The organism is Cyanobium gracile UHCC 0281 (assembly GCF_034931305.1).
Classification (GTDB): domain Bacteria; phylum Cyanobacteriota; class Cyanobacteriia; order PCC-6307; family Cyanobiaceae; genus Cyanobium; species Cyanobium gracile_A.
This window is the reverse complement of sequence record NZ_JAYGHY010000052.1, coordinates 1-20,711: the sequence shown is the minus strand read 5'-3', so window position 1 is coordinate 20,711 and position 20,711 is coordinate 1. Positions and strand designations below refer to the sequence as shown.

General features: G+C 65.8%; 21 protein-coding genes. 6 read left to right on the top strand and 15 right to left on the bottom strand.

Going from position 1 to position 20,711, the window contains the following annotated elements:
* On the bottom strand, positions 1-346 hold a 346-nt coding region (locus VB739_RS13115; RefSeq protein ID WP_323357490.1), incomplete at its 3' end, for a hypothetical protein.
* Positions 347-1,244: 898 nt separating this feature from the next.
* A complete protein-coding gene (locus VB739_RS13110) occupies positions 1,245-2,147 on the bottom strand; it encodes a hypothetical protein (RefSeq protein WP_323357489.1) in 903 nt (300 codons plus the stop codon).
* 14 nt (positions 2,148-2,161) lie between these two features.
* Between VB739_RS13110 and VB739_RS13105 the strand changes: the two genes are divergently transcribed.
* On the top strand, positions 2,162-2,338 hold the full coding sequence (locus VB739_RS13105) for a hypothetical protein (protein ID WP_323357488.1): 177 nt from the start codon (positions 2,162-2,164) through the stop codon (positions 2,336-2,338).
* 181 nt (positions 2,339-2,519) lie between these two features.
* Here the strand turns inward: VB739_RS13105 and VB739_RS13100 are convergent, their stop codons facing one another.
* The 4 genes from VB739_RS13100 to VB739_RS13085 all read right to left on the bottom strand — a co-directional run bounded on the left by VB739_RS13100 (position 2,520) and on the right by VB739_RS13085 (position 5,994).
* Positions 2,520-3,299, bottom strand: coding sequence for a hypothetical protein (locus VB739_RS13100; protein WP_323357487.1), 780 nt, complete (start codon positions 3,297-3,299; stop codon positions 2,520-2,522).
* Between the two features lie 177 nt (positions 3,300-3,476).
* Positions 3,477-3,983, bottom strand: coding sequence for a hypothetical protein (locus tag VB739_RS13095; RefSeq protein ID WP_323357486.1), 507 nt, complete (start codon positions 3,981-3,983; stop codon positions 3,477-3,479).
* A gap of 73 nt (positions 3,984-4,056) precedes the next feature.
* Complete coding sequence (locus tag VB739_RS13090) at positions 4,057-4,950, bottom strand: HpsJ family protein (protein ID WP_323357485.1); 894 nt, start codon at positions 4,948-4,950, stop codon at positions 4,057-4,059.
* A gap of 291 nt (positions 4,951-5,241) precedes the next feature.
* Positions 5,242-5,994, bottom strand: a complete 753-nt coding sequence (locus VB739_RS13085) for a hypothetical protein (RefSeq protein WP_323357484.1) — start codon at positions 5,992-5,994, stop codon at positions 5,242-5,244.
* Positions 5,995-6,997: 1,003 nt separating this feature from the next.
* On the opposite strand from VB739_RS13085, the gene argS reads away from it, so the two are divergent.
* A complete protein-coding gene (gene argS / locus VB739_RS13080) occupies positions 6,998-8,803 on the top strand; it encodes an arginine--tRNA ligase (protein ID WP_323357483.1) in 1,806 nt (601 codons plus the stop codon).
* 3 nt (positions 8,804-8,806) lie between these two features.
* On the opposite strand, the gene speG is transcribed toward argS, so the two are convergent.
* Both speG and VB739_RS13070 read right to left on the bottom strand, forming a co-directional pair.
* Positions 8,807-9,337, bottom strand: coding sequence for a spermidine N1-acetyltransferase (speG, locus tag VB739_RS13075; protein ID WP_323357482.1), 531 nt, complete (start codon positions 9,335-9,337; stop codon positions 8,807-8,809).
* Positions 9,338-9,382: 45 nt separating this feature from the next.
* On the bottom strand, positions 9,383-11,014 hold the full coding sequence (locus VB739_RS13070; protein ID WP_323357481.1) for a 4Fe-4S binding protein: 1,632 nt from the start codon (positions 11,012-11,014) through the stop codon (positions 9,383-9,385).
* Positions 11,015-11,630: 616 nt separating this feature from the next.
* Between VB739_RS13070 and VB739_RS13065 the strand changes: the two genes are divergently transcribed.
* Complete coding sequence (locus VB739_RS13065) at positions 11,631-12,818, top strand: histidinol-phosphate transaminase (RefSeq protein WP_323357480.1); 1,188 nt, start codon at positions 11,631-11,633, stop codon at positions 12,816-12,818.
* 30 nt (positions 12,819-12,848) lie between these two features.
* On the opposite strand, the gene VB739_RS13060 is transcribed toward VB739_RS13065, so the two are convergent.
* From VB739_RS13060 to prfB, 6 genes are all read right to left on the bottom strand, one after another.
* Positions 12,849-13,622: an MBL fold metallo-hydrolase gene (locus VB739_RS13060; RefSeq protein WP_416233337.1), complete on the bottom strand. Its 774-nt coding sequence runs from the start codon at positions 13,620-13,622 to the stop codon at positions 12,849-12,851.
* Positions 13,623-13,665: 43 nt separating this feature from the next.
* The gene (locus VB739_RS13055) at positions 13,666-14,262 is read right to left on the bottom strand and encodes an aminodeoxychorismate/anthranilate synthase component II (protein ID WP_323357479.1); all 597 of its coding nucleotides are present in this window, start codon (positions 14,260-14,262) and stop codon (positions 13,666-13,668) included.
* A 9-nt stretch (positions 14,263-14,271) separates the two neighbouring features.
* Positions 14,272-14,733, bottom strand: coding sequence for a diacylglycerol kinase family protein (locus VB739_RS13050; protein WP_323357492.1), 462 nt, complete (start codon positions 14,731-14,733; stop codon positions 14,272-14,274).
* Positions 14,734-14,801: 68 nt separating this feature from the next.
* On the bottom strand, positions 14,802-15,344 hold the full coding sequence (ybeY, locus tag VB739_RS13045; protein ID WP_323357478.1) for an rRNA maturation RNase YbeY: 543 nt from the start codon (positions 15,342-15,344) through the stop codon (positions 14,802-14,804).
* Between the two features lie 8 nt (positions 15,345-15,352).
* Positions 15,353-15,529: a DUF3285 domain-containing protein gene (locus VB739_RS13040; protein WP_323357477.1), complete on the bottom strand. Its 177-nt coding sequence runs from the start codon at positions 15,527-15,529 to the stop codon at positions 15,353-15,355.
* Between the two features lie 23 nt (positions 15,530-15,552).
* A protein-coding gene (prfB, locus tag VB739_RS13035) for a peptide chain release factor 2 (protein ID WP_323357491.1) occupies positions 15,553-16,678 on the bottom strand; the annotation gives its coding sequence in 2 pieces (ribosomal slippage) (positions 15,553-16,602 and positions 16,604-16,678; 1,125 coding nt in all).
* An 88-nt stretch (positions 16,679-16,766) separates the two neighbouring features.
* On the opposite strand from prfB, the gene VB739_RS13030 reads away from it, so the two are divergent.
* Positions 16,767-17,090, top strand: a complete 324-nt coding sequence (locus tag VB739_RS13030; protein ID WP_323357476.1) for a glutaredoxin domain-containing protein — start codon at positions 16,767-16,769, stop codon at positions 17,088-17,090.
* Positions 17,087-18,076 (top strand): glutathione synthase, encoded by a 990-nt coding sequence (gshB, locus tag VB739_RS13025; protein ID WP_323357475.1) that lies wholly within the window; start codon positions 17,087-17,089, stop codon positions 18,074-18,076. The genes VB739_RS13030 and gshB overlap by 4 nt, the downstream gene beginning before the upstream one ends.
* Here gshB and VB739_RS13020 read toward each other — a convergent pair.
* A complete protein-coding gene (locus tag VB739_RS13020) occupies positions 18,069-19,460 on the bottom strand; it encodes an isochorismate synthase (RefSeq protein WP_323357474.1) in 1,392 nt (463 codons plus the stop codon). The genes gshB and VB739_RS13020 overlap by 8 nt on opposite strands.
* A gap of 71 nt (positions 19,461-19,531) precedes the next feature.
* Here VB739_RS13020 and menA point away from each other — a divergent pair, with 71 nt between their 5' ends.
* A complete protein-coding gene (gene menA, locus VB739_RS13015) occupies positions 19,532-20,521 on the top strand; it encodes a 2-carboxy-1,4-naphthoquinone phytyltransferase (protein ID WP_323357473.1) in 990 nt (329 codons plus the stop codon).
* Positions 20,522-20,711: the final 190 nt, after the last annotated feature.

Sequence of the window (20,711 nt, the reverse complement as noted above, 5' to 3'; positions counted from 1 at the left end):
CGGTCGAATCAAGGGTGGTGTAGAAACTCTTGAGGCTCAGGTTGCCGTAGTTTTCCCACGGCGTGCCGTCGATGGCGTACCCGTCGAAGTCGAGAAAGATCGTCTTCGTGGCGGTTGGGTTGCTGTGAAGCTGGAACACCTTGCTGAGGTCCACCCCCGTGTCGAGGGTGACCACGCCGTCCATGACCAAGGGGGCCTGGCCGCTGGTGGTGTCCCAGGCCTCGGCGCCGTCACCGGTGCTGACAGCCAGCACGCTGCAGGCCCTGCAGCCGCAGCTGGGGCCGATGGAAGCGGTGGTCGGTTCTGCCCCTGGCAGGGAATCGCTCAACACCTGATGGCTGTTCATCGCCACAACTGGGGTGGCGGAGATGGCGACACCCTTCTGGAAGACGGCCCCCTGGCTGCTGGGTGCCAGATAGCTGGATTCCAGTGACTCGCGCGTGGCTTCGGCGGGGGGAGGTTGTGAGGCCTTGGTGGTGGCCAGAACAGCTGTGATCAGCGGGTGGGATGCTTCCGCTGTCGCTGAAGGGGCGTCAGTAAGAAGCGACAGGGTTGTATCGATGGAACGCTTCGCTTGGTTGGAGAGTTCAGGGAAGAGGAAAGAAGGCGATTGTTGGCCCCCTGCCTGTGTGGTGTAAGTCATGGCGAATAGAGGGAAAACAGAAGACGACATCCATCCGCGCCCAGATCACCCAACTGTTGCCAGATGGAGTCTCCAAGACGTCTTCAAAGTCATGGCGCCCAGAGCACTGGGAGGTTTGACTTTGTTGCTGGGGGGGTGGTGATGGAAGGGAACCTTTTCCCCCGCACTCATCATCGTTCTGCAGCAGCCGTGCTGTCTTTGTGCGCAGGACACTGCAGAAGAAGAGTTCTAGTGCCAGGGCTGAGCAAGGGCTTAGGTTTTCACCGGCAGTCCTGTGCGTTCGGGCTCAAGAATCTTTGTAACGGCGGCCAGGAGGGATGTCCCGGCTGATCCTGCGAAGCTTCCTTCTGGGCAGTTTCAGGCCCTGGAAAGGACCGTCACAAGGGGGCATTGAGGGGCAAACACCAGTAGCACCAAGGCTTTTGACGAGCCTTGACGCGTCCTTGTAACCCTTTGTAAAGCCTGTCCGCAGGCTGAGGGTCAGCGCATCAACGGCCTAAGCGTCGTTAAGCATTTCAGTCGATCTGCACCGCATCTGCAGCCGCTGTGTTTTTTGCATCCCAACCGATGGCTTAGGCGGATGGTGCCATCCAGGAGGCCTTCAGGCAAGGTCACGGGGGGGAGGGGGAACGCCTGTTTCCGAGCTGTCGTCGTCCTCGGGCACCAGCCGGGAGAAATACTCTTCCTCGGAAGGGGCGGACAGGCCAGGAAGGGTCAGGCCACCCAGGCCCCTGCCCGTGGGGTTGGCTGCCTGAGGGCCTCGGACGCTCAGCATGGTGTGCCATTCCACCAACAGGGGCACGTCGCTTCCCTTGCGCTGGGCGCCCATGGCGAAGGCGATGGCCAGGGCGAGCGAGGAGAGCATCACCCGCAGGCTGTCCCTGGCGACGGCTTCGATGGTCTGGGGTGCTGGGGCCTGGATCCTGGCCTCCACCTGCTGCCTCACCTCCTTGAGGCGAGCCAGCATCGCGCGCTTGGTTTCCGGCAGCGGCAGGCCCAGATTTTCGAAGCGGATCCCCAGGCTCGGTGTCTGGATGGCCTGGAGACGCGCCTGAAGGTTGTCGAGGCTGGTGGCCGTCGTGATGGTGTCCTGAAGCAAATCGAAGGTGCTGGTGGCGGCGGTGAGCTGACGGGCGACGTTGGCCCGTGCGGTCGCCACGCTGTTCCAGCCGGCATAGGCCTGCAGCGGAACAATGAGCAGGAAGCCGATGACGGCCACGATGGCCAGACGGGCCAGCCCATCACGCCGTTTCTGCAGGGCTGGATTGCCTGGATCGAGATAGGCCGCCAGGTGGAGCAGGCCGAGTGCCACCAGCGGGATGGTGGCTGAATCCAGGCAGGCCGAGATGAAACGCAGCTGCCAGGCCGTGTCCAGCAGGCTCACGGGCAGGATGCTGGCCAGCAGGGTGATGAGGTAGATCACGAACAACGCGATCGCCATGAAGGCCAACCGATCGGCCAGGATCGCCGAATCGAACTCTCTGTATTCCTTGGTGCCGGTCATCAGGAATACCAGGCATGAATCTGGTTTTCTCGGCGGCCAGTTGGGTTGCCTGTGAGGTTATCGGCGTGGATGTCGATGGGATGAAACGCGAGCGCCACGGGATCGTAAGCATTCAGGCGCTAAAACTTTCCCCCAGCGACATCATGGCCAGGCCATGGATGTTGCCACTCTTCCAACCGACCAGGGTGTGAATGTGTGACTGGTTATGACCAGGTGTGGGGTCGGATCGGGGTCAGAGACTCAATAAACCACCCTGAGTTTTCTGATGCATCGACATCAAATAGAGCAAGTTAGCGGGTTTGATGGACGACACTTTGAGAACTTCAGTGATGCGATGAAGGACGCTCTCGAAGACAGGTCTGGAGCTGGGGCTCAAGCGGCGCTGAGGCTCTGGGCTGCCGATCGCTTGATCCGACGACGAATCCTTCGACTCCAGCCGAAGGCGGCAACGCCTCCGATCACGGGCAGGGGGCCAGGAACTTCATCGACGGGCCCCTGATCAACGGCGCGCCAAAAGGCAGCTCCCGTCACCTTTTCTCCGCCCTTTTCCTTTTTTCCATTGGCTTTCTTGACATCCTGGAAGCGAAGCGCGATCTGAGCTTTGCTCCATTTATCCCCTGGGTTGAAGGAATTGAATAGATTGTAGAAGCGCTCGGCAACTTGGTCGGCGGTGGCGATGCTGGAGTCGTTGGACTTCATCGAGAACTGAACATTCACAGTTTGCCCTCCTCCGATCCCCTTGCTGGCTTCGTCGCCATGGCAGCCGTCGCTACTGCTCATGCGCGCGCAGAAATCAAAGTTGGAAAAGGGGGTGTAGGAGGCGGTGGGCAGATTGGAGATGTCTAGGTCCTTCTGGGGATCGACCCGAATGCCCCGGTTTGAGTCCCCGAACACCCGGCCGTACCCGGAGGACAGGGGGTTGTAGCTCAACAGGGAAATCGCTTCGCTGTCATTGCCGCGCAGGGGTTCGTTGAAAGCAAATCCCACCAGGGTGCCGGAGGAGGGGCCTGACGCCGGCGACGTGTTGGTGATGCCGAGATCCAGGGTGTAGGTGTTGCCGTTGCCAGGGTCCTTGCGGAAGTCGAAGGACATCTTGCCCGTCACGCCCGTGTTGTAATAGCTCGTACCGCCGATGCCGCTGTCGAAGACCACGTCGAAGGACGTCCTGGCCAGGGCGGGTGCATCGACCGCCAGCGGAGCGGCCAGGCCACCGAGCAGCAGGAGCAGGGTTGTGGCTGGGGCCCGCATGAATGAATGCTTAAACTCCTCTCACTCTAGCAGGCGATCTTTCACCTTGCTCAAAGTTTCTGTCGGCCCTGGGGCGCTCGCTCAGGGGGTGTGGGTGGGGTCGTCCTCCGGCGGCGCCAGCTTGGCGTAATAGTCACCATCGGGGGTGCCGGGAGCTCCGCGCGGGGGCCGACCGGCCTGCCGCCGCAGGTTCCAGATCGTCAGCAGCTCCACCAGCAGGGGAACGTCCTGGCCCCGGCGCTGGGCGGCGATGGCGAAGGCCAGGGCATAGACGAAGCTGGTGCCCATTAACCTGACGGAGTTCCTGGCCCCGTCTTCGATGGCTTCCGGGGGCGGAGCATTGATCCGCGTCTTCACCTGCTCCTGGATGTCGTTGAGGCGAATGAGCATCTGGCGCTTGGTTTCGGCCAGGGGCAGGCCCAGGTTCTCGAAGCGGATGCCCAGCACCGGGGACTGGAGGGATCGCAGCTTCGTCTGGAGATTCTCAAGGCTGGTGGCGGCACTAATCGCTTCGCGGACCAGAGCGAAGTTTTTTGTTGGCGGTTGTTCGTTGTGACTGATTGGCGACAGAATCTGACTGAATCTCAACGACGCCAAGTGGCTGGATCTCAATCTGTTTTTCGGTGAGGTGATCTGGTGACTAGGCCAACCCTCGAACGGGTCACAGGTTTGGGGGCTCTTCCTCTTCCGGAGGGGCCAGGGATGCAAGGAATTCAGCTTCGCGTTTGGAAGCCGAGTTCTGGAATGGCATGCCATCACTGATCTGGCCAGTTTCTGCCCGACGAGGCCTGAGGACAGCCGTTAGTGGAGCTAGCAAATCCGGCACTTCAACCAGGAAAGGGACGATGCTGTTCTTTCTCTGGGCAAGTGCGGCGAAGGCGATTGCGAAGGCGACAGAAGAAATCATGATACGAAAGCTCTCCCTGGTGATGCGTTCGCTCGTAGCCGTGTCGATGGGTGCGACCCTTGACTTGAACTGATTTTCCGCCTCATCGACGCGGAAAAGAAGTTGACGCTTCAGCTGCGGCAGGGGGATGGAGGGGAATTTGTCAGGATTCAGGCTGATCTGCATGTCCGGGCGTTGAAGCGCCAGAAGTCGCTTCTGAAGATCCGCGACACTGTTGGCCTGCTGGATGATCTGACGAACCTCCTCTGCCCGTTCGGTGGCATTGGCTTGCTCCCTGTTGGCGGCGGAATTGGATTGGCTGAATGACGTCCAGACGGCATAGGCCTGCAAGGGAACAATGAACAGAAATCCGAGGGAGACCAGGATGGCCAGCCGAGCCAAAGCTTCCCGGCGCCTTTGTATAAGGATGTTGCCAGGGGACAGGTAGGCAGCGAGATGGAGCAGTGCCAGGCCGATCAGTGGAATGGGTGCAGCTTCCACGGCGACCTTGATGCTGCTGAGTTGCCAGAGGGAATCGAGCAACCTGGGCGGCAGGACAAATGCCAGAACTGAGATCAGATAAACTGCAAACAAAGCCATCGCGACTAGCGCCAGACGATCGGCGAAAATCGCTTCCTCAAGACTTCTGCTTGGTGGAGTCTCACTCATGGTGGGGAAGAGATGCCTGCAGGCTGGGAACCATTGACGTTATGCCTAGGTCATCAGGAGTGTAAGGGAGTGGCCCTGTGAATGGCCTGCGGGCTAAGGAGTGAGCTGCTTTAAGGAGTCCAGGACTGGACTTCAGCTCGGGAATTTCCTCTCGTCAAGCATGTCCTCCTGGATCGAGGAGATAAGCCACTGATGGACAAGGAAGCAGTCACGGGTAATAAAAAAGCCTGTTCAATTTGAACAGGCTTAATCATTGATGATGATGGTTTAGCAGAAGGTCTGTGCAGCTGGTCACTTTGCTGCTTTGAGGCGTTGACGAAGTTTGCGGCTGTAGCCAAATGCTGCTGCGGCACCCAGGACGGGTAGCGGGCCTGGTACTGCATCACCAGGGGCTTGACCTCCACCGCCACCTGTTGAAACACCGGTTGCCCAGATTTTATCGCTATCGTATTTGCCAGTTCCCTCTAGTCCCTTGAACCGCATGAAGTAATTTCCGTCAAACTCTCCAGCACCTCCGGATTTGGTAGGGGCCTTGAACATCTTCACAAAAGCATCACGGTATGCAGTTGCCGTGGTCAGTTGTGCATTGCTGCTCTTGAGGGTGAAAATCGCCACATCCTTGGAGGGGCTTCCTATTGCAAGTCCAAGACTGGATTTACCGCTGGCGTCGCATTCACCATCGTCAGTGGATGCGCAGGCGTCGAAACTTCCAAAGGGAGATAGCCCGCCATTGGCAGGGCTCAGTGCAACATCCCATTGGGAATCCGGTTCAAGGAAGCTAACTATTTCGACATCAGAGCCAGCAGGTTTATTTGTGGGTTCATTGAAGCCACTACTGACAAGGTAAGCCTTTGTTGCTGGAGAGCCTGAGAGATTCTTCAGGCTGAGCGTCATCTGCCCGACAGTAGTCTCTGAGAATGTGTAGGTGGCTAAGCCCTTGATTCCATTGATCCCACCATTGGTGCTGCTTGCAGCTGTTGATTCGAATGTCAGCGTGAAGAAAGGGTCGGCGGCGAGGGCTGGAAAGGCTGCAAGGACGGTCATGAACCCAGCCACCGAGACGGTGCGGACGGTTTGGGCGACCGCTCGGCATGTGGTGTGCTGGATGAGAGGGCCCATTACAAGGGGTCATTGCTTTGGTGAATAGTACATCACCTTTCCCACCGAGGATTCTCAGACGGATCACTTTCTTTGATGAGCGATGGCTGAGCTTGGCCTGTTCCGGCCTCCGTCCTCGCTGGGTGGATTCCTGAAAGTCGTCGCTGGAACAGGGTTGTTGTTGGCTTTGGCGCTGCCGACTTTGCCCCGGCGGATTCAGGATCTGGACGCGGCCAACGGTCGGGTGAGCGGCAGATCTGCAGCAGCCTGCGCTGGTCTTTACTCCCGCGGACAGGCGCAAACGATCCATCAACTTCCCTCCGGATGGCCGGCGTCCCACAGGCTCAAGCCTCTCCAGGCTCCGTATCCTCAGCACCCAACGCCCTTGTCGATGCAGCCCTGACTGGGCTTTCCGTGGGGCGGCTGGGTTGTGGCGCTGGCTCTCGAACCTCCGTTGGGAGCGGTCTCTCAGCCTTTGCTTGACGACCTCAAGCTCCACTTCGCCTCACGTACCTGTACCGGCCGCCTGAGGTGCCGGCACCGATGGTGGGGATCCGTCCAATGTTGCCCAAAGGATGCGGGTGCGCACCAAGCTCGTCGAAGCTCCCAGTCTCAGGGCGCAACAAGCAGCCAGCTCCCCCTCCAACCGCAATTGATCGGATCAGGGTTCCCGACCGCCCACCGTCTCCACATCAGGAGTGCCAGGGCTCTGACAGTCTTCGGCAGGGGGCCTTGCAGGCGGCCAGCCGCTGGCCGGCAAGCGTCGGCGTGTGGCTGTTCGGTTCGGCCGTCAACGGGAGGTTCGGCATGGTGTCCGTTCGCCACCTCGCTAGCTGCGCTCTGGATCAGTTCATCGGCTGGCGGCTGGAGCTCTAGGAGGATCTCTGACCCCCCTCTCCGCCGGGGAGGATGATCACGGCCACGACTGCCGTTTCATCGGATTCGCTCCATGCTGCGCCTTGCCCAAACCCTGAACACCCTGTTGGTGGGGGCACTGGAGAGGGCTTTCCCCGAGGCCGCGTCCGCTGCCAGGCAGGCCGGCGTACCCCTCGATCCCCAGCTCGGGCCCGCCTCGAAGCCGGAGTTCGGTGATTTTCAGGCCAATGGCGCCATGGCCCTGGCCCGGCCCCTGCGCCAGGCGCCCCGCCAGATCGCCACGGCGATCGTGGCCCAGCTGGAGGCGGATCCCGCCTTCGCGGCCCTGTGCCTGCCGCCGGAGATCGCCGGCCCGGGCTTCATCAACCTCACCCTGCGGCCCGAGGTGCTGGCCGCAGAGGTGGCTCGCTGCCTGGCCGACCCCCGGCTCGGGGTGGAGGCCGTGGCCGGCGGCGGCGCCCCGGTCGTGGTGGATTTCTCCAGCCCCAACATCGCCAAGGAGATGCACGTGGGGCACCTGCGCTCCACGATCATCGGCGACGCCCTGGCCCGGGTGCTGGAGTTTCGCGGCCATCCGGTGCTGCGGCTCAACCACGTCGGTGACTGGGGCACCCAGTTCGGCATGCTCATCACCCACCTCAAGCTGGTGGCCCCCGAGGCGCTCACCACCGCCGACGCGGTCGACCTGGGCGATCTGGTGGCCTTCTACCGCCAGGCCAAGGCTCGCTTCGACAGCGACGAAACCTTCCAGACCACCTCCCGCGAGGAGGTGGTGAAGCTGCAGAGCGGCGATCCGACCAGCCGCCGCGCCTGGCAACTGCTGTGCGATCAGTCGCGCCGTGAGTTTCAGCGCCTCTACGACCGCCTCGACATCCGCCTCGACGAGCGCGGTGAATCCTTCTACAACCCTTACTTGGAGGCGGTGGTGGCCGATCTGGCCGCCGCCGGCCTGCTGGTGAGCGATGGCGGCGCCCAGTGTGTGTTCCTCGAAGGGGAGGACGGCACGGCCCGCCAGGCGCCGCCGGTGATCGTGCGCAAGAGCGACGGCGGCTTCAACTACGCCACCACCGACCTGGCCGCCATCCGCTACCGCTTCGCCGCGCCCCCGGAAGGCGACGGCGCCCGCCGGGTCATCTACGTCACCGACGCCGGCCAGGCCAGCCATTTCGCCGGCGTGTTCCAGGTGGCCCGCCGCGCCGGCTGGATCCCCGACGACGGCCGCCTCGAACACGTGCCCTTCGGGTTGGTGCAGGGGGAGGACGGCAAGAAGCTCAAGACCCGCTCCGGCGACACCGTGCGGCTCAAGGAGCTGCTGGATGAGGCGGTGGAGCGTTGCGAGGCCGACCTGCGCCGCCGTCTGGCCGAGGAGGAGCGCCAGGAGGACGAGTCCTTCATTGAGGAGGTGGCCACCACCGTGGGCCTGGCGGCGGTCAAGTACGCCGATCTGTCCACCAACCGGATCACCAACTACCAGTTCAGCTTCGATCGCATGCTGGCCCTCAGCGGCAACACCGCCCCCTATCTGCTCTATGCGGTGGTGCGGATCGCCGGAATCGCCCGCCGGGGCGGCGCCAATGCCGCCGGCGTCGCCTTCCCCGAGCCCCTTGTGTTCGGCGAACCCCAGGAGTGGGCGCTGGTCCGCCAGCTGCTGCAGTTCGATGCCGTGATCCTGGAGGTGGAGCAGGAGCTGCTGCCCAACCGGCTGTGCAGCTACCTCTTTGAACTCTCCCAGGTGTTCAACCGCTTCTACGACCAGGTGCCTGTGCTCAAGGCCGAGGACCCCGCCCGCGGATCGCGGCTGGCGCTCTGCCGCCTCACCGCCGACACCCTCAAGCTGGGCCTGGGTCTGCTGGGCATCCCCACCCTGGAGAGGATGTGAGGCTCAGGCTTCTGGTGGTCTGGCCAGATAGGCGTCCTGGAGGATGTACATGCGTTTGACATCGCGATACTGCCCTTCAATGAAGAACTCGCCCACCAGGTGGCCTTCTTCGACAAAGCCGCATTGCTGATACAGGTGCAGGGCCTTGGCGTTGTCAACGGCGACGGACAGGTAGATCTTGTGCAGGTTCAAGATGGTGAAGGAGTAGTCGAGGGCTTTGTGGATGCAGAAGCGAGCGAAGCCTTTGCCCTGGTGGGCAGGGGCCACGATGATCTGGAACTCAGCCCGACGATGAATGTAATCAATCTCGATCAATTCCACCAGGCCGACCAGTTCCTTGTCCTTGTTCTCGACGACAAAGCGACGTTCGGCATTGTCGTGAATATGGCGGCTGTACAGCTCCTCCAGTTCGTCGAAGGATTCATACGGTTCTTCGAACCAATAGGCCATCACGCTCCTGTTGTTCACCTGGTCGTGAATGAATCGCAGGTCACCCCGTTCCAGGGCCCGCAGGGCCAGTTCTGTACTCGCCACCGCACACGCTGATCAGCCATGGTCAGGATAGGGCTGCCCGCTGGCTCAGGCCGCCTGCCCACCGGTCGTGCTGGCTGGCCTGCACGTGTTCCAGGCCCGATCGGAACGGGGGCCGATGCTGTCGATCAGGTCCTGCCAGCTGGCCTCATCCAGCAAGAAATCCCTGCGAATCCTGCTGAGGTTGTCACGGACGTGGGGGTCTGCCAGCAGCTGCTGGAGGTCGTCCAAGCGCGTCAACCGCAGCAGCTCGAGCATGGCCTCCCGGGCGGCTTCCTGGCGCAGGCTGCGTATTTCCCTCTGCTGGCCTGTGAGTTCCAGAATCCGCCGATCCTGGAGGGCCAGTTCCTGGATCGCGGCCCAGTGGTCGTCGTCGTCCAGTTTCAGGGATTGGCGCAGCTCCTCCAGTTGCACCAGGGCGGTGGCCTGCTCCAACCGACCCGAAGCCAACAGTTCCGCCATCACCCCCTTGTAGAGGCTTCGCTTGGTCTGACTGATCTGGGCCGGCAGCACCTTGACCAGGGTGAACACTTCGGCGGCACTGAGCTCATCGATTGAGCGGCCGTCCAGATAGGGCGAGAGGTCGGGAATCAGTTGCTCCAGTTGCCTGCGCAGGCTGGCACTGGTGCTTTCCCGCAGATAGGTGGCCCGTTCGCGATACCAGCCACGGTGCACCCACATGCCGCTCACGATCAGAGCGACGGAGCGGATCACCTGCCCGCCCGCCGGCCCCAGGAGACCGATGGTGGGATCGGCAAACCAAAAGAAGATGTTCACGGCCAGGAACGAGGCCAGCAGCCGTGTGCGATGGATGGCGATCTCCTGGGCCCGCTCCCCGAAGTCCGGGGTCAGTTGCCGCTGCTGCAGCTGCTGCAACCACCGCTGCAGGGCCACCGAGATCCAGGCCGCGAGCACCAGCAGGACCGGAATCGCCACGAGGCGGGGTACGGCGGGGATCCAGGGGGCCGTCACCAGCGGGCTCCAGGCGTACTCGGTCACTTCGTTGTCGTAGGCCCACATGCCACTGCGCAGGTAGTCGAGCCCGCCACGGGATTCCAGCTTGATGATCAGGAAAAAGGCGAGCACCAGGCCGGGATAGGACCCCCAGGCCCAGTTCAGGCCTCGTTTGCCCTTCAGCGACGACCAGTAGCTGCGCTCCGAGTCGATGTCGATGCAGGGGGTCTGGCAGGCCACGCAGGCACTCTGGACCTTGCCGGAGTCGGTCACTGTGCGGCACATCGACTGGGTCACCCGGGAGGTGGTCTGGACATGGGCCGGACTGCCGAAGAAGCTGCGTGGGCCGGTGATGATCGTCTGGACAGGGCCCATGGGGCAGACGTACTGGCACCAGGCCTTGCCCCCATAGGCCCAGCCCACCACCAGGGCGGCGACTGCGGTGAACAGGAGCAGGAGACCCAGCCCATGGGTGTTGCTGTTGACCAGCAGCAGGCGCAGGCTCAGCCCGGCCATGAACAGGCTCCACTGCAGCTCAACGTGATGGCGGCCCAGCCAGGACCCCGGCTCCACCTTCGCCACCTCGCGGCGGCCTCCCCGTCCGCTCACGGTGCGCTGCAGCCCCAGAAGCCGGAACAGCTGGGACACCAGGGCGAGTGGACAGATCCTGCGCCAGAGTTCATGGCTGAACACCACCAGAAGCAACAGGCAGCCAGGCACAACCATGCCCCAGAAAATCTGATTCCCTTCGAGGGAATGGCAATCAGGACTGCCGCCACAACGATTCACGTCAAAGGGATAAAGATCGATGCCAGCAAGCAAGCTGACGATCAGAAAGATCCAGCCGGACAACAGCAGCCAACGGATGATCTGTGCCTGACGCTCAGACCATGAACTGAAGATCTGCATGGTATTGAGAGAATCGCAGGCAACCTATTCAGAAGCCCTCTGATTGGTTTTCCAGTTGTGCCAATTGGCTGTCGAGCGGTTTCCCCACTGTCCTGTCGGGACGGGGGGATCTGGCAGATCTCAGTTCCGCACTCGAAAAACCTGGCCGGATTCTTGATGCTGTCGCATCCGGTCATCAGAAACTGGCGGCATTTCCTGGCCTGCCGAGATTTTTGCATCGGGTGCGTGGGCTTCGTTGATCGCTCCCCTGGCGGTTCCTGTTCCAGACCGAAGCTGCAGGGGCATCGGTCCTGGGCCAGCGGAGGCGTGCTGCGTCTGGTTGGGAAGCATCCAGTCACATCGGGCCGAACCGGACGTTCCCGCAGGTTGCCGATGGTCGAGGCCATCTGCCCATCTAGCTTGGGCTCCCCTACCGGAAGGCCGCCGCCACGCCATGGCCCTTGATCGTTTCCATGCCCAGGGGCCTGTCACGGCATCGGCGGGGGGGAGCGCGCCAAGGGCCCGCCCGGAGGTGGAAGCCCTGGTGGCTTACAGCGCTCCCCTCGAGGGAAGGCGCGGCCTGTTGCGGCTCGATTTCAACGAAAACACCGTGGGGCCCAGCCCCCTGGTGGTGGAAGCGATCCGCGCCATTCCCGCTGATCACTACGCCATCTATCCCGAGTACGACGGTCTGCGGGAGGCGGTGGTGGCCTCGCTCGGTGGCACCGGCCTGAGCCCCGGCCACATCGGGCTTTTCAACGGCGTTGATGACGCGCTCCATGCCATCTTTCACGCCTTCGCGGCCCCGGGCGACCGTCTGCTCACCACCAGCCCCACGTTCGGCTACTACACCCCCTGTGCCCGCATGCAGGGGATGACCATCGAGGCGATCCCCTACCGATCGCCCGACTTCGCTTTCCCCTTCAACGAGATCCGCGCCGCCCTCGACGCCGGCCCCCCGGCCCGGATCCTGTTGGTCTGCAATCCCAACAACCCCACCGGCACCCGGTTGGCACCGGAGCGGATCCTCGAACTCGCGGCGGCGGCGCCCACCACCTTGGTGGTGGTGGATGAGCTCTATGAGGCTTTCAGCGGCGACAGCGTGCTGCCGCTGCTGCAACAGCGCCTGCCGCAGACCCCGTCGACGGCCGTCACCAGCGGCGATGGAGCCTTTGCTGCGGTTCCCAATCTGCTGGTGCTGCGCTCCCTGGCCAAGACCGCCGGCCTGGCGGGCCTGCGCATCGGCTTCGCCATCGGTGCCCCCGCCCTGGTGGAGCGGGTGGGCCGGGTCTGCGGCCCCTACGACGTCAACAGCTTCGCGGTCACCGCCGCCCATGCGGCGCTGGCTGACCAGGCCTATGTGGACGGCTACGTGGCCGAGGTGCGGCGGGCCCGTGACTGGTTGCTGGAACGGTTGCGGGCGGCCGGTGTACGCCACCACGCCGACGGGGGCAACTATCTGCTGCTCTGGCCGCAAGGCCCCACGGCGGAGGTGGAGGCACGGCTGAGGCAGGCCGGCATTCTGGTGCGCTCCATGGCGGGCAAACCCCTGATCGATGGTGCGCTGCGGGTGAGCATCGGCACCACGCCGCAGATGGAGTGCTTCTGGCAGGCCTACCGGGCCATCGAGCAACTCAGCTGAACCTGGCGGCAGGCGTGGCCTTGGGTGGCCTCAGCGCAACACCTCGACCACCACCCCGTCCCCCAGGGGCGGCACCAGGCTGACCGAGCGGCCACTGCGACGCACTGTGGCGCCCGCCATCGCCTTCAGGAACGGCTCCACCGACCCCTGATCGCAGCCGGCCGGGGGCTTGCCGCTGGTGAATTGCACCGGAATCACCCGCCGGGCCTGCAGCTCCCGGGCCACTTCGGCCGCCTCCTGGCCCGTGTAGACCTTGCCGCCGCCGCCCACGCCGATGATCAGCACGTCGGGGCGGCCCAGCAGCACGCGATCGGCGGGGCTGAGGCTGCCGGCGGTGCCGCCCAGGTGGGCGATGTCGAGGCCGCCCTGGCGCCAGCGCCAGAGGGTGGCTTTACCGAAGCGGCGGCCCCCCACCCGGTCGTGGGGGGCGGCGATACCTTCGATCTGCAGCCCGGCCAGCCGATAGGAGCCCGGCTTCACCAGGAACTTGCCGCTGGCCACCTGGGCCCCCTCATCCTTCAGCAGGCTGCTGGCCAGAATCACATCGGCGCTGACCCGCGGCTCGCTCAGACCGGCGGCGCAACCCACGGCCTGGAAGGGGTTGAGCAGCACCCGGGCACCGCCGCCCTGGATCATCAGGGCGCTGTGGCCCAGGCTGGTGATCGTGACCCCGCCACCCTTCTGGGCCATCGCCGGCAGCGGCAGGGTGAGCCCGGCCGCCAGGGCCAGACCCAGCCCCAGGCGCAGTCCGGTGGTGGTGGTCCGGCGCAGCGGCGCTGCGGACCTGCAGGTGGGGTGAACCATGGAGTCGCGTCTGGCCCCACCGGGCCCGTCATGTGGCGCGAAACTAGCAGTGGGAGGCCTGGCGCAGGAAATTGGCCAGCAGTTGGTGGCCGGCCTGGGTGAGCACGCTCTCCGGGTGGAACTGGACCCCCTGCAGATGGCGGTGCTGCCGGTGCTGCAACCCCATGATCGTGCCGTCTTCCAGCCAGGCGGTGATCTCGAGGCAGTCGGGCAGGCTGTCGCGCTCGGCGATCAGGCTGTGGTAGCGGGTGGCGGTGAGGGGTTCGGGCAGGCCTTCGAACACGCCGGCGCCCCTGTGGTGCACCGGTGAGGTCTTGCCGTGCATCAGCTCGCCGGCCCGCACCACCCGCCCCCCGAACACCTGGGCCAGGCACTGGTGGCCCAGGCACACCCCCAGCACCGGCACGCTGGGCCCCAGCTCCCGCAGCACCTCCAGGCAGACCCCGGCCTGGTCCGGATCGCCAGGGCCAGGAGAAATGAGGATGGCTGCCGGTTTCAGTGCGCGGATCTGCTCCAGGTTGAGGGCGTCGTTGCGTTCCACCCGCACCTCGGCGGCCAGGGGGTAGTCGGCGGCCAGTTCACCCAGGTACTGCACCAGGTTGAAGGTGAAGCTGTCGTAGTTGTCGAGAACCAGAAGCATGGGGATGGACTAGACGCCGAGGCGGATCATCAACGGGGGCACCAGCAGCAGCAGGGCGATCAGCAGTGAGGAGAGGGCGGCGACCAGCACGGCGGCGGCGGCGCAGTCCTTGGCGATGCGGGCCAGGGGGTGGAACTGGCGGCCGATGGCCAGATCCACCACCGCTTCGGTGGCGGTGTTGAGCAGCTCCAGCACCAGCACCGCCGCCACCGTCAGCACCAGCACGGCGAGGCGATCGGCGGCCAGCTGCAGCCACAGCCCCATGCCGAACACCAACAGGCCGGTGAACACGTGGATGCGGAAGTTGCGTTGGCTGGCGAAGCCATAGGCCAGGCCCTGGGCGGCATAGCGGAAGCTCGCCGGCAGGTCGCCGGCCACTTTCCACGCCCCCACCCGCAGGCGCCTGCCGCGCCGGTGGACGTCAGTGGTCACGTCGCGCAGGGCCGGCGGATGTTCCTCGGGAACGAGCATTGGCATCGCACCGCCGTTGGAGGGACATGCGGCACCCTACCGCCGATGGCCGTGGTGCACAGCCTCTGTCAGGAGGGGGACGCCTGCAGCAGAGCCGTCTGCCGCGCCAGCATGGCGGCCAGGCTGTCCGCATCGGGGTGATCCCAGCCCAGCAGGTGCAGCAGCCCGTGGCTGGCCAGGAACAGAAGTTCCTCCTCCAGGCCGTGGCCGGCTTCATCGGCCTGCCTCCGGGCCGTGTCCAGCGAGATAACGATGTCCCCCAGTTCCAGCCAGTCCGGCTCCGCCCCTGCGGGAGCCGGCGGCGCCTCCTCCTGGGCGGCGAAGGCCAGCACGTCAGTGGGGCCGCTGTGCTGGCGCCAGGCCTGGTTGAGCTCCGCGATCGTGTCGTCGCCAGTGAGCTCCAGCCCCAGGCTGTAGCCGGGTGCGCGCAACTGGGGCGGCAGCTCCGGCCCCAGCTGGGCGAGCCAGGCGCTGAGGTGGCGGCCCCAGAGGGTTTCGGCCAGGTCGGGATCCACCAGGGGCTCCGGGGGGCTGGCGCCACCGGCGGCCTCTGGCTCCAGGCTGAAGGCCAGGTCGATGTCCGGTGCCTGGCCCGTCGCTGGGGCTGCCATCGCCGCGCTCATCCGGGCAGGCTGGGCCGCCCCAGCCAGGCGATCAGCAGCAGAAATCCGCTCAGCCCCAGGGCGGTCAGGCCGAAGTGCAGCAGGCTCTGGCGCCCCTTGCGCACCATGTTGCGCATGGCCAGTTTCACGAAACTGGGGCTTTCCTGGCCTGGGGGCGTGGCGGGGTCGGACATGGGGTGGCGCTGGCTCGGGGGGATCAGGCGGCCGTGTCGGCGGCGATCTCCACACCCTGGCGCAGCAGCGACTGGATGAAGGGATCCAGATCCCCGTCCATCACCCCCTGCACGTCGGTGGTCTCCTGGGCGGTGCGCAGATCCTTCACCATCTGGTACGGGTGGAACACGTAGTTGCGGATCTGGTTGCCCCAGGCCGCTTCCACGATGTCGCCGCGGATGTCGGCGATCTCGGCGGCCCGCTGCTCCTGGGCGATCACCAGCAGCTTGGCCATCAGCAGGGCCATGGCCTTTTCCTTGTTCTGGAGCTGGGAGCGCTCCTGGGTGCAGCGCACCGCCAGGCCGGTGGGGACGTGCAGGATGCGCACGGCCGTCTCCACTTTGTTGACGTTCTGGCCGCCGGCCCCACCGGAGCGGGAGGTGGTGACCTCCAGGTCCTTCTCGGGGATGTCGAGCTTGACGTCCTCGTCGAGCTTGGGCATCACCTCCACCCCGGCGAAGCTGGTCTGGCGCTTGTCGTTGGCGTTGAAGGGCGAGATCCGCACCAGACGGTGGGTGCCCTTCTCGTTGCGCAGGTAGCCGTAGGCGTAACGGCCGTCGATCTCGATCGTGCAGCTCTTGATGCCCGCTTCCTCCCCTTCAGAGAGCTCGTCCACGGTCACCTTCATGCCGTGGTCCTCGGCCCAGCGGGTGTACATCCGCATCAGCATCAGGGCCCAGTCCTGGGCGTCGGTGCCGCCGGCACCGGCATTGATCGAGATCACGGCTCCCTCCTTGTCGTAGGGGCCGTTGAGCAGGCGCTCCAGCTCCCAGCGGTCGAGGTCGGCGCGCAGCGACTTCAGCGAGGTGTTCGACTCCTCCAGCAGCTCGTCGTCGGGTTCCAGGTCGTAGAGCTCGAGCGTGGCCTGGCCGTCGTTCACGATCGCCCGCCAGGCGGAGAGTTGCTCCAGCTGGGCCTTGACGTCATCCAACTGACGCATCTTCTTCTGCGCCGTGGCCTGGTCGTCCCAGAAGTCGGGCTGGGAGGCCAGCTGCTCGAGGTCCCGCTGGCGTGCGTTCAGGGCCGGTACGTCAAAGACAGTCCTGGGCATGGCCCAGGCGGTCGGTGAGCTCGGAGAGGTCGCGCTTGAAATCGGTGAGGTCGAGCACCGCAGCCAGCAGATCTTGTGCCACGACCGTATCAGGTGAGGCGTGGGATCTCGCTCTAAGGTGCCCCTAGCGACCCGCGTGAGCTTGGATGGAGATCCCAGGAGTCCCCCAAGAGCTGGTCGGGCAGGACACCTTGGAGGTGAAGCCGCCAGCGAAGGTGGAGATCTACACCTACCGCTTCTCCTCCGATTGCATCCGGGCCAAGGGTCTGCTGGACAGGCTCAGCGTCACCTACAACGAATTCATCATCGACGACGATGAAATCAACAAGGAAGTGATGATGAAGCGCTCGGGAGGTCGCACCAGCGTTCCCCAGATCTTCATCGACGGCATCGCCATCGGCGGCTACGCCGAGCTTCACAAACTGAATACTGGCGGTGAGCTGGCCGGCTTGCTGCGTCTGGCCGCGTGACCGGTCATCGGGAGGCCCAGCTGTTCGTGGTCGATCCGATCACGCGCCTGAGGCCGGCCAAGGATTCCAGTGTGGCCCTGATGCAGGCGGCGCAGCGGGCTGGTCTGGCGGTGTGGGCCTGTACCCAGGCGGATCTCTCCACCGCCGCGACGGCCGATGGCGCCCATCGCCCCCGGGCCTGGGCCCAGCCGCTGCACCTGGCGGAGATGGCCGCCACGCCGGAGGGCTGGACCGTGCCGGACCCCTGGGTCGAGGCCGGTGAGCCCCGCGAGCTGCCCCTGGATCACTTCCGCTGGATCTGGATGCGCAAGGATCCGCCCGTCGATGAGGCCTACCTTTACGCCACCCAGCTGCTGGAGATGGCCGAAGCGGTCGGGGTGCGCGTTCTGAACCGGCCGGCGGCCCTGAGGGCCTGGAACGAGAAGCTGGGCGCCCTGCGCTTCAGCCATCGGATGGCGCCCTCGATGGTGAGTGCCCGGGTGGAGCAGTTGGCCGCCTTCGCCGCAGGCCATGAGGAGGTGGTGCTCAAGCCCCTGGCAGGCCGGGCCGGTCAGGGGGTGGTGCGGGCCACGGCGGCGGCCCCGGGCCTGAAGGCGTTGCTGGAGCTGGTCACCCTGCAGGAAACGTTGCCCGTGATGGTCCAGGCCTTTCTGCCGGGGGTCAGCGCCGGTGACAAGCGGATCCTGCTGGTGGACGGGGAGCCCCTCGGCGCCGTGAACCGGTTGCCTAAAGAGGGCGAATTCCGCAGCAACCTGGCCCTCGGTGGGGCCCCCGTTGCCGCCGAGCTGAGCGACACCGAGCTGCACATCTGCGCTGAACTGGCGCCGGTGCTGCGGGCCGAGGGCCTGTTCTTCGTCGGCATCGACGTGATCGACGGCCGGCTCAGCGAGATCAACGTCACCAGCCCCACCGGTGTGCGTGAGGTGGAGCGGCTGGGGCGGCTCCCGCTGGCGGATCAGATCATCGAGCGCCTGCTGGTCAGCTGAAGGCGGCGGCCAGCGGCAGGTTGAGCTGCTGCTGCAGCACCCCCAGCTTGAGCGCCACCTCCTGCAGCTCCCGCTCGGGGTGGGAGCCGCGCACCAGTCCTGCTCCGGCCGTCAGCTCCAGCTGCTGGCCCCGCAGGGTGCCGCTGCGGATGGCCACCCGCAGATCCGTGTCGCCTTCGGTGTCGATCCAGCCGATCGGTGCGGCGTAGTGCCCCCGCTCGAACGGCTCAAGACTCCGCAGCCAGGCCATCGCTTCCCGCCGGGGCAGGCCCGCCACCGCGGGAGTGGGGTGCAGGGCTTCGGCCAGGGTGAGCGGGGCCTGGCCCCGCAACGCGGCCGTGATTGGGGTGTGCAGGTGCACCAGGGAGCCGTGGCGAGCCAGCCGCGGCCGCCTTGGCCGGCGTGGATCCAGGCCCGCCTTCTGCAGCACGGCGGTGATCGTTTCCACCACCAACTCATGCTCGTGGCGGTCCTTGCGGGAGTGCAGCAGGTCGTCGGCGGGCTCCCCGAGGGGGGCGGTGCCGGCCAGGGCATCGCTGCGCAGCTGCCCCTGCCGCAGGGTGAGCAGCCGCTCCGGTGAGGCCCCCACCAGGGCTTCCCGCTCTGATCGCTGCCAGAGAAAACGGCAGCTGCCGGGCTGGCTGCGGCGCAGGTGGGACAGCAGGCTGAGGGGATCAAGGGGCCCATCGAGGACGAGCTGCTGGCGCACCGCCAGCACCAGCTTCTGCAGGTCGCCACCCTCCACCAGCTCCAGGGCCCGATCCAGGGCGGAGCGGTAGCCCGCCTGCCAGTGGGAGCCATGGGCGATGCCCACCGGTGGGGTCTGGCCGACCCCGTGGTGCCCGGAACCGCCCAGGGCCTCGAGCCGCTGGCGGGTGTCCCAGAGCTCCTCGGCCATGCTGCGGGCCGTGACGCCGCCGCCGAGGGCACGCTGCAGCCGCAGCCAGCAGTGGCGGCCCTGGCGGCTCAGCTGCCAGCTGGGCAGGACCGCCTGCACCCCCGCCGCTCCGGTGCCGGTGTGCAGGGGGCTCTCGAAGAAGGCGAAGGCCAGCAGCACCCGGGGCCGGGCCAGGGCGGGGCAGGGACCCGGTTCCCGGGCCAGCCGATTCAGGCTCAGGCTGCTGAAGCGCTGGGCCAGCTCGAAGCGGCGCGGACCGCTCAGCTCCAGGCCGTTGCATTGGCCGGCGGCGGCGATGCTGAGCCCGGGGGCGCCATCCCAGAGGAAACGGAAGTCGCCGCTGCCGCCCAGGTGGGGCAAGGCCACGAGGGGGTCGAGGGGCCCCATCGGCAGGGCCAGGCTGAGCACTCCCTCCTCCTCCAGACGCCGGCTGGCGGCGGTGGCTGCCGAGAGCAGCGCGGAGAAGCTGGCAGGGGCCTGCACCAAGGGGCCGCGGGTCCGGGGCGGAAGGCTGCTCAAATGTATGGGCCTTTCCCCGCCCAACGCCCGCGGCCCCCATGTCTGAGCCACAGGTCGTCGCAAGCCGTTACGCCGCGGGGGGCGTCGCCGCCTCTGAGGCCTCTTCTCGCGGCCGCCTCTGGCGTGCTGCCGTGAAATGGCCCATGTATGCCGTGGCGGTGATGCCGGTGCTGCTGGCGGCCGGCTGGCGGCTCGGCCAGGGGCTGGGCCTACGGCCCGACCAGCTGGCGCTGTTTCTGCTGGCGGCGGTGCTGCTGCTGGCCTGGGAGAACCTTGCCAACGACGTCTTCGATGCCGACACCGGCGTGGACACCCACGGCAAGCCCCATTCGGTGGTCAACCTCACCGGCCGGCGCAACCGGGTGCTCGCTCTGGCCAATGGCTGCCTGCTGCTCGGGCTGGCCCTGATGGCCCTGGTGGCGCTGCGCAGCAGCGCCGTGGTGCTGCTGCTGGTGCTGCTCTGCTGCGGCTTGGGTTACCTCTACCAGGGGCCACCGTTCCGCCTCGGCTACCGCGGCCTGGGCGAACCCCTCTGCTGGCTGGCTTTCGGCCCCTTTGCCACGGCCGCCGCCCTGCTGGCCCTGGCCCCTGCTGGGGAGGGTGCCGGCGGGGTGCCCTGGGGAGCGGCGCTGGTGCTGGGCAGCGGGCCGGCGGTGGCCACCAGCCTGGTGCTGTTCTGCTCCCATTTCCACCAGGTGGAGGAGGACGCCGCCCACGGCAAGCGCTCGCCGGTGGTGCGCCTCGGTAGCCAGCGGGCCGCGGCCTTGGTGCCCTGGTTCGTGGCCACCGCCCTGGCGCTGCAGTGGGCGCCGGTGCTGCTGGGCTGGTGGCCGCTCACGGCCCTGCTGGGGGCGATCGGCCTGCCGCCGGCCCGGGCCCTGATCCGGCTCCTGGGCGATGAGCATCACCGGCCTGAGCGCATCGTCGGCAGCAAGTTCCTGGCCCTGCGCTTCCAGGCCCTCAACGGCCTGGGGCTGGCCGCTGGCCTGGCCCTCGGCCCCTGGCTGACGGCGCTGGCGGGCCGGTGAGCGCCCCTGCGGTCTGGGGGAGGCCCGATCGGTGGCTGGCTTTGGAGAGCAGGCCCTTTGCCTTCCGATTGCCCCAGCCGCTGCAGACGTTCAGCGGCCGGCTGGAGGACAAGCGGGGCTGGCTGCTGCGGCTGCAGGCCACGGACGGCGGCGTCGGCTGGGGGGAGGCGGCGCCGCTGGAGCCCAGGCA

Coding starts and splice junctions, on each gene's coding strand:
- argS (WP_323357483.1), top strand. CDS start 6,998: ATGCTGCGCCTTGCCCAAACCCTGAACACCCTGTTGGTGGGGGCACTG.
- VB739_RS13065 (WP_323357480.1), top strand. CDS start 11,631: ATGGCCCTTGATCGTTTCCATGCCCAGGGGCCTGTCACGGCATCGGCG.
- VB739_RS13040 (WP_323357477.1), bottom strand. CDS start 15,529: ATGTCCGACCCCGCCACGCCCCCAGGCCAGGAAAGCCCCAGTTTCGTG.
- ybeY (WP_323357478.1), bottom strand. CDS start 15,344: ATGGCAGCCCCAGCGACGGGCCAGGCACCGGACATCGACCTGGCCTTC.
- VB739_RS13105 (WP_323357488.1), top strand. CDS start 2,162: ATGAATCTGGTTTTCTCGGCGGCCAGTTGGGTTGCCTGTGAGGTTATC.
- VB739_RS13050 (WP_323357492.1), bottom strand. CDS start 14,733: ATGCTCGTTCCCGAGGAACATCCGCCGGCCCTGCGCGACGTGACCACT.
- VB739_RS13085 (WP_323357484.1), bottom strand. CDS start 5,994: ATGACCGTCCTTGCAGCCTTTCCAGCCCTCGCCGCCGACCCTTTCTTC.
- VB739_RS13090 (WP_323357485.1), bottom strand. CDS start 4,950: ATGAGTGAGACTCCACCAAGCAGAAGTCTTGAGGAAGCGATTTTCGCC.
- VB739_RS13030 (WP_323357476.1), top strand. CDS start 16,767: ATGGAGATCCCAGGAGTCCCCCAAGAGCTGGTCGGGCAGGACACCTTG.
- VB739_RS13055 (WP_323357479.1), bottom strand. CDS start 14,262: ATGCTTCTGGTTCTCGACAACTACGACAGCTTCACCTTCAACCTGGTG.
- VB739_RS13110 (WP_323357489.1), bottom strand. CDS start 2,147: ATGACCGGCACCAAGGAATACAGAGAGTTCGATTCGGCGATCCTGGCC.
- menA (WP_323357473.1), top strand. CDS start 19,532: ATGTCTGAGCCACAGGTCGTCGCAAGCCGTTACGCCGCGGGGGGCGTC.
- VB739_RS13070 (WP_323357481.1), bottom strand. CDS start 11,014: ATGGTTGTGCCTGGCTGCCTGTTGCTTCTGGTGGTGTTCAGCCATGAA.
- VB739_RS13060 (WP_416233337.1), bottom strand. CDS start 13,622: ATGGTTCACCCCACCTGCAGGTCCGCAGCGCCGCTGCGCCGGACCACC.